The following is a 5083-nucleotide window of genomic DNA, read 5'->3' as shown; positions in this document are numbered from 1 at the left end:
GCCACGTCCCACCAGTGCCCGCCGGCATCGGTGGAAACCAGCGGGTCGGTGTCGATGACCAGCACGGTGGTGCGGTCGTTCTTTTTCGCCTGAGCCAGCGCCGTCTCCAGCCCGGCGATCGACGAAACTTTTTCTGATAGCGCGCCCATGCTGGCGGCATGCGCGGCAAAGTCGACATCGGGCAGGATCTCGTGGCGCGAGTCCTTCAACAGGTTGTTGAAGTTGGCACCGCCGGTCGCCATCTGCAGCCGGTTGATGCAGCCGAACCCCCTGTTGTCGAGCAGCACGATGGTCAGTTTCAGGCCGAGCATCACCGAGGTGGCGATCTCGGAATTCAGCATCAGATAGGAGCCGTCGCCGATCATGACGACGACCTCCTCGTTGGGCTTGGCCATCTTGGTGCCGAGGCCGCCGGCGATCTCGTAGCCCATGGTCGAGAAGCCGTATTCGGCATGGTAGGAGCCGGGCGCGCCCGCCTGCCAGAGCTTGTGCAATTCGCCGGGAAGGCCGCCCGCGGCATGCAGCAGCGTCACGCCTGATCCCATGGCGCGCTGAACGGCGCCGATCACCTGCGCATCGGAGGGGAAAGCGGCGTTGGTCGATGCCGTCACCTTGGCCGCTTCGGCCTGCCAGGCCTTCTTGCCGCTGGCCGCATTGTCGGTCCAGGCGGCAGGCGCCTTCCAGCCTTTCAGCGCGGCGCCCAATTCGGCGAGCCCTTCCGCGGCATCGGCGACCAGCGGCAGCGCCCGGTGCTTGCCGGCGTCGAAGGGCTGTACGTTGAGCCCGATGATGGTCTTGCCGGAATTCTTGAACAGCGCCCATGAGCCGGTGGTGAAATCCTGCAGGCGCGTGCCGATGGCGAGTACGACGTCGGCCTCTTCGGCCAGCCGGTTGGCGGCCGAGGTGCCGGTGACGCCGACCGCCGCCATGTTGAGCTTGTGATCGTCCGGCAGCGAGGACTTGCCGCCTTGCGTCTCGCAGACCGGAATGCCGGCGCCTTCGACGAACGTCGCCAGTTCGTCGGAAGCCTGCGAATAGAGAACGCCGCCGCCGGCGATGATCAGCGGCTTCCTGGCTCCCTTGAGTGCCGTGACGGCGGCGGCGAGTTCGCCACGGTCCGGGCGCGGCCGGCGCTGACGCCAGACCCGCTCGGCAAAGAAGCTCTCGGGATAGTCATAGGCCTCGGCCTGTACGTCCTGGCAGAGCGACAGCGTCACCGGGCCGCAATCGGCCGGATCGGTCAGCACCTGCATGGCGCGGCTCAGCGCCGGTATGATCTGCTCCGGCCGCGTGATGCGGTCGAAATAGCGCGACACCGGCCGGAAACAGTCGTTGACCGTCGCGGTGCCGTCCGAAAAATCCTCGGCCTGCTGCAGCACCGGGTCGGGGATGCGGTTGGCGAAGACGTCGCCCGGCAAAAACAGGACGGGCAACCGGTTCACGTGGGCGAGTGCCGCCGCCGTCACCATGTTCAGCGCGCCGGGGCCGATCGAAGAAGTCGCGGCCATGAAGCGGCGACGGAAATTGGCCTTGCCGTAGGCGATCGCCGCATGCGCCATCGCCTGCTCGTTGTGGGCGCGGAAGGTCGGCAGCTCATCGCGCACTTGGTAAAGCGCCTCGCCGATGCCGGCGACATTGCCATGGCCGAAGATCGCCCAGACGCCGCCGAAGATCGGCACTGTCCTGCCGTCGATCTCGGTCATCTGGCGGGACAGGAAGCGGGTCAGCGCCTGCGCCATCGTCAGGCGGATTGTCTTGCTCATCGTGTTTTCCTCCGCAGTCCCTGTGTCGCGGCCTGTTATGCCGCCTTGCGGCCGCGCGCGGCAAGCCACGCCTCGGTCAACTGTTCGAAGCGCGAGGCCATGTCCGCGACGGCCTCGTCATCGGACATTTTGCCGGCCAGCCATTGTTCGGCCGCGTGGACGAAGATGGTGCGGCCGACGGCAAAGCCCTTGACGATGGGCGCCTTGGCGGTTGCGGCAAAAGCCGCCTCCAGTTCGTCCTGCGGCGCTTCCAGACCAAGCAGCACGATGCCACGGCACCAGGGATCGTGCTTCAGGATCACCGCCTCGATCTTGGCCCAGGCGCCGCTCGACGCCTGCGGCTCGAGCTTCCACCAGTCCGGCTTGATGCCGAGCGCATAGAGTTCCTCCAGCGCGCGCGGGATCGTCGTGTCGTCGAGCTTGCCATGCTTGCCGGCGATGATCTCGATGAGAAGTTCCCGGCCGACCTTGCGCGCGGCCTCGAACAGCGCGCGCAGCTTCTGCTGCTGTTCTTCCTTGAGTTCCGCCGGATCGTCCGGGTGGTAGAAGCACAGGCACTTGATGCAGTGATCGACGGGCCATTCGGTGAGCTGCGAGCCGATATCCTGCGAGAATTCGAAGCGCAGCGGCCGCGAGCCCGGCAATTCCACCGGCCGGCCCAGCCAGGCGAAGGGATGCCTGGCGAATTCGAACATCGCCTCGCGGCCATGCTTCTCGTCGATCAGCATGCCGTAGCCGTCGCGGCCGGCAGCGACCTTGGCCGCCGCCTTGACCGCCAGCACCTTGAAATCGCGGATGCGCGCTGGATTGGCGCCGGTCTTGGCCGCCACATCCTCGAGCTGCACACGGTGGTCGCAGGCGAGCGCCATCAGTGAAGGAATGTCGCGCCGGCGGGTGGTTGCCCAATGGATGTGGTTGATCGCCTCGTCCTTGCGCAGCGCGCGATGCTTGCTGCCGTTCTTGAGGAAGAACTGCAGCTCTTCGAAGGTCGGATATTCCGGCGCGCAGAGCAGCCGCGACACGGCGAAGGCGCCGCAGGCGTTGGCCCAGGTCGCCGCGGTTTTGAAGCTTTCACCGCCGAGCCAGCCGCGAAGCAAACCGGACATGAAGGCGTCACCGGCGCCCAGCACATTGTAGATCTCGATCGGGAACCCTTCGCCGACGATGCCGTCCTCGAGATCGTCGCTGATCGGCCCGTCATAGACGATGCAGCCCATGGCGCCGCGCTTCAAGACGATGGTCGCCGAGGACAGGGCGCGGATCGTCTTCAGCGCGCTCAGGCAGTCGTCGGCGCCGGACGCGATCATGATCTCTTCCTCAGTGCCGACGATGAGGTCGCAATCGGGCAGCACCGTCTTCAACTGGGCCGAGACCCGGTCCGACTTGACGTAGCGCTCGAAACCTTCGGCGTGACCGGCGAGACCCCACAGGTTCGGCCGATAGTCGATGTCGAAGACCACCTTGCCGCCCTTGGCCTTCATGATGCGGATCGCCTTGCGCTGGGCGGCGTCGCTGTTGGGGCGGGAAAAATGCGTGCCGGTGACGACGATGGCGCGGGCCGAGGCAATAAACGCCTCGTCGATATCCTCTTCCGAAAGCGCCATGTCGGCGCAGTCGGAGCGGTAGAAGATCATCGGCGAAACGCCTTCGCTCTCGACCGAAAGCAGCACAAGCGCGGTCAACCGTTCCTTGTCGGTCTTCAGCCCGTCGGTGTTGACGCCTTCGCGTTTCAGCTGCTCGCGGATGAAGCGGCCCATCTGCTCGTCGCCGACGCGCGTCAGCAGCGCCGAGCGCAGGCCGAGCCGCGCCGTGCCGACCGAAATGTTGGCCGGGCAGCCGCCGACCGACTTGGCGAAGGAAGTGATATCCTCGAGCCGCGAGCCGATCTGCTGGCCATAGAGGTCGACGGAAGCGCGACCGATGGTGATGACATCGAGCGGCGCCTGTCTTGCGTCCACGGCTTCGCTCATTGGAACCTCCCGTCGGTCTTGTCGTCATGGACAACATTATTGGGTAACACGCGCGAGCGGCAGCGTGGCGCCAGCAATATGAAATAATAATTCCAATCCATAGTCAATATGGAATGAGCATTCCCTAGCCTAAAATTGCCTTTTTGGATGTCTGGTCAAGCCTTGCGCTTGCGGCTCGCGTCACGCCGCTTCTCGCCGACGCCGACGGTCAGCGCCATGGCCAGCGCCATTGTCGCCGACAGCGAACGGAAACCGGCGAAATCCGCCTCGGCCACCTCGAACCAGACCCTGGCGAACTGGGCCAGCGGCGAGAATGAGCTGTCGGTGATGGCAACGATCGGTACGCCCTGCTCGGAAATGCTGCGCGCTTCCTCGATCGTGGCCGGTGCGTAGGGCGAGAAGCTGATGGCGATGACGGCGTCCGCCGGCGTGGCGAAGCCGACCATCTCGGCATTCAGGCCGGCAGCCGATTCGATCAGCTGGTTGCGGATCTTCAGCTTGCCCAGCGCGTAGGCGATATAGCTCGCCACCGGATAGGAGCGCCGCTTGGCCAAGACATAGATGGTCTGCGCCTTTGCCAGCAGCGAGATAGCGTCTTCCAGATGCGCGTCGTCCAGTGTGCGGGAAATGTCGTTGAGCGAGGTGCTGGCGGCGGCAATGAAACCGTCGAAGATCGCCCGGTGGCCGGCGCCGCCCTCGGCCTTGGCGCGTAGCGCCTGCAGCCGCTCGTCATAGGAGGAGTTGCGCTCGCGCAACCGCTCGCGGAACACCTGCTGCAGGCTGGTAAAGCCGTCGAAACCGAGTTGCTGGGCAAAGCGGATCAGGGTCGAGGGCTGCACACCGGCCGAAGCGGCGATGCTGGCGGCGGTGCCAAACGCGATGTCGTCCGGATTGTCGAGCGCATAGGCGGCGATCTGGGCGATGCGCTTGGGCAGGCTCTCGCGCCGGTCCAGAATGGTGGCGCGCAGCGTCTCGAAGTCGCGAGGTACCTGTTCGTCCATCGTCTCCGCCCAAGCCTGTCTGGAGGCTCTCTGTGCCCCATCATAGCGGGCCTGCGCAAGAACGCCATAAAAAATGAGGCAGACATTCCATTTCCGGAGAAAATGGACTAATTCATCCATCCAACGCTCAGGCAGTGGAGAAAGTTGGATGGTCGGCGTAGGTCTTATCGGTACGGGTTTCATGGGCAAGTGCCACGCCATCGCGTGGAGCGCAGTGGGAGCCGTCTTCCCCGATGCGACCAAGCCGCGGCTCGTCCATCTCGGCGAGGTCAGCGAGGACCTTGCCAGGCGCAAGGCCGGCGAGTTCGGCTTTGCCAAGGCGTCCGGCGACTGGCGTGCCGTCGTCAAC

The 5083-nt window shown here is 65.1% G+C and carries 3 protein-coding genes and 1 pseudogene; 1 reads left to right on the top strand and 3 read right to left on the bottom strand.

Annotation, left to right across the window (positions count from 1 at the left end):
* The 3 genes from iolD to EOA36_RS27190 all read right to left on the bottom strand — a co-directional run.
* The coding region (gene iolD / locus EOA36_RS27200) for a 3D-(3,5/4)-trihydroxycyclohexane-1,2-dione acylhydrolase (decyclizing) (protein ID WP_127280186.1) at positions 1 to 1763 on the bottom strand (1763 nt) is incomplete at its 3' end.
* Between the two features lie 35 nt (positions 1764 to 1798).
* Complete coding sequence (gene iolC / locus EOA36_RS27195) at positions 1799 to 3733, bottom strand: 5-dehydro-2-deoxygluconokinase (RefSeq protein ID WP_127280185.1); 1935 nt, start codon at positions 3731 to 3733, stop codon at positions 1799 to 1801.
* A 155-nt stretch (positions 3734 to 3888) separates the two neighbouring features.
* Positions 3889 to 4734 carry a MurR/RpiR family transcriptional regulator gene (locus EOA36_RS27190; protein WP_127280184.1) on the bottom strand — a complete coding sequence of 282 codons (846 nt, stop codon included), beginning with the start codon at positions 4732 to 4734 and terminating at the stop codon, positions 3889 to 3891.
* A 148-nt stretch (positions 4735 to 4882) separates the two neighbouring features.
* Here EOA36_RS27190 and EOA36_RS27185 point away from each other — a divergent pair.
* Positions 4883 to 5083: pseudogene (locus EOA36_RS27185) on the top strand (gfo/Idh/MocA family oxidoreductase); the annotation flags it as partial.

This window comes from Mesorhizobium sp. M8A.F.Ca.ET.021.01.1.1, from assembly GCF_003998025.1.
GTDB lineage: Bacteria > Pseudomonadota > Alphaproteobacteria > Rhizobiales > Rhizobiaceae > Mesorhizobium.
This window is presented reverse-complemented; position numbering and strand designations above follow the sequence as displayed.

Coding starts and splice junctions, on each gene's coding strand:
- iolC (WP_127280185.1), bottom strand. CDS start 3,733: ATGAGCGAAGCCGTGGACGCAAGACAGGCGCCGCTCGATGTCATCACC.
- EOA36_RS27190 (WP_127280184.1), bottom strand. CDS start 4,734: ATGGACGAACAGGTACCTCGCGACTTCGAGACGCTGCGCGCCACCATT.